Raw genomic sequence first — 1,374 nt, forward strand, 5'->3', positions numbered from 1 at the left:
GCTCCAGGCTGCTGTAGATCAGCGCCATGCGGCTGTCTTCATCGGGCTTGAAGTTGAGCTTGGCGAAGGTCTGGTCGCGGCGCGCAGCGCTGTGATCGCGGTAGCCGTCGGTGTCCATGCGCGAGGCATCGAGCAGGAAGCCCGCCTGGTTGGTGCCGCCCTCGGCATACAGGTGGTTCTTGTTGAAACCGTCGCTGCCGAAGGTGGTTTCCGCGCCGACCTTCGGCGGGCCGTAGCCGTCGCGGGAGAACATCTGGATCACTCCGCCGCTGTTGCTGCCGTAGAGCGTCGAGGCCGGTCCGCGCAGCACTTCGATGCGGTCGGCGACATCCAGGTTCAGCGTCGCCGCCTGGCCCTGGCCGTCCGGCGTGCTGGCGGGGATGCCATCGCTGAGCAGCTTCAGCCCGCGAATGCCGAAGGCCGAGCGCGCGCCGTAGCCACGGGAGGAAATCTGCAGGTCCTGGGCGTAGTTCTGGCGGTTCTGCACCACCAGGCCGGGCACACGCTGCAGCACTTCGGAGGCATTGACGCCGAGCTGGCCGTCGCTGAGCTGCGGCTGCTGCACGGTATCGATGGAGAACGGCAGGTCGAAGCTCGACACCGGCGCATAGGCGCCGGTCACCACCATGGGCTCGGCCAGGGCTTGCTCGGCGTTCTGCGGGTCAGCGGCGCGGGCCAGCTGGCCGTGGGCGACGCCGCAGATCAGCAACGGCAGCAGTTTGAGTCGAGCGGGCACAACGGGGCGGGAAGCAGGCACGGCAGCTAGGATTCTTCTGTAGGACCGAACAGCGATGCTGCCAGTCTCGGCAGCCTCTGCACAGGGGGTTGATCGATCAGGATGTTGCGGGAAATGGAGCGTGCAAGAGGCTATTTCATTCATCAGGTTTTTTAACTTCGACGTTTGTACTATCTAGTTAATTAGCTTGCTAAGAGTATAATCAGCGAATCCAACAGTGAGAACCTTCTGTATGAAACCGGTACAGCGCGCCTCCCGCGCGAGCACTTTCATCCTCCTCGGCCTGGGTGTGATCATCGCCCTCCTCGGCCTCGCCCTGGCCGCCGGCGGCATCCGTCTGGTCAGCCTTGGCGGCTCCTGGTACTTCCTCATCGGCGGCCTGGCCATGGCCGTTTCCGGCCTGCTGATCGCCCTGCGCAAGCCGGCCGGCGCCTGGCTGTTCGCCGCCTTCCTGGTCGCCACCGCGGTCTGGGCCGTGGCCGACAGCGGCCTGGTGTTCTGGCCGCTGTTCTCGCGCCTGTTCATGTTCAGCGCCATTGGCGTGGTGGTTGCGCTGGTCTACCCGCTGCTGGCGCGCTCCGCTGGCGGTCAGCCCGGTCGAGGTGCCTATGGCATCGCCGGGGTGCTGGCAGTGCTGG

General features: G+C 65.6%; 1 protein-coding gene and 1 pseudogene. One reads left to right on the top strand and one right to left on the bottom strand.

Going from position 1 to position 1,374, the window contains the following annotated elements:
• A partial coding sequence (locus QO207_RS31450) for a TonB-dependent receptor plug domain-containing protein (protein WP_301536136.1) occupies window positions 1–628 on the bottom strand: 628 nt, incomplete at its 3' end.
• A 340-nt stretch (window positions 629–968) separates the two neighbouring features.
• Between QO207_RS31450 and QO207_RS31455 the strand changes: the two are divergent.
• Window positions 969–1,374 (top strand): annotated as a pseudogene (locus tag QO207_RS31455) (membrane-bound PQQ-dependent dehydrogenase, glucose/quinate/shikimate family); the annotation flags it as partial.

The sequence above is a fragment of the Pseudomonas sp. CAN1 genome (genome assembly GCF_030462585.1).
Lineage (GTDB): Bacteria > Pseudomonadota > Gammaproteobacteria > Pseudomonadales > Pseudomonadaceae > Pseudomonas.